Raw genomic sequence first — 706 nt, forward strand, 5'->3', positions numbered from 1 at the left:
TCGTTGGACACCACACACATTTACGCCGAGGTCGATCTGGAAATGAAGGCCAAGGCGTTGGCCAAGGTTGATATCAGCGGCTTGAGGCCGTCCCCACGACAACGATCCATGCCGTCATTGATGGCATTCCTGAAAGCCTTGTAGGCAACTACGGCCGCTTCTTCTTATGTGGTGGCTTGGGCCAAGGAAACTACCGAAATCCTTGGCTCATCCTCTGCAGCCGCAACATAAATTTGGCCGCAACATAACGGCTAATATGTTCAGCATAACACTTCACTTGTTTCTGCGACCTGTTTCGCGGCTTCGAGAAGCGGCTGTCGCCGACCATGCGGCAGGAGCATGTCGCCGGCGACAAGGTCTTCGTGGATTATTCCGGCAAGAAGATCGCCATTGTCGATTCGCTGACCCACGAGATACGCGAGGCGGAGGGGGACTGTCAGTAATTTCGTGTGCGGGCGAGCGATTGAACATTATGCCGCCATTGCCTTGATGAAGCGCTCGCCGAATATGACGGCGAACTGAGCTTTGGCCATGGACCACTCACGCGGCGGCATTTTCCACTCTTTCTCCGATCGGTTCAAGATCAGATAGAGCAGTTTCGTAGCGGCGTCGTCGCTGGGGAAGTGGCCCCTGGCCCTGACGGCCCGGCGGAGCTTGGAATTCAGCGCCTCGATGGTGTTTGTGGTGTAGACGATCCGGCGAACCT

1 protein-coding gene is annotated in these 706 nt (G+C 55.9%); it reads right to left on the reverse strand.

What is annotated here, in order from left to right; genetic code table 11:
• Positions 1-470: 470 nt before the first annotated feature.
• The coding region (locus CEV33_RS00920) for a transposase (protein ID WP_141211531.1) at positions 471-706 on the reverse strand (236 nt) is incomplete at its 5' end.

The sequence above is a fragment of the Brucella grignonensis genome, assembly GCF_002252505.1.
Classification (GTDB): Bacteria; Pseudomonadota; Alphaproteobacteria; order Rhizobiales; family Rhizobiaceae; genus Brucella; species Brucella grignonensis.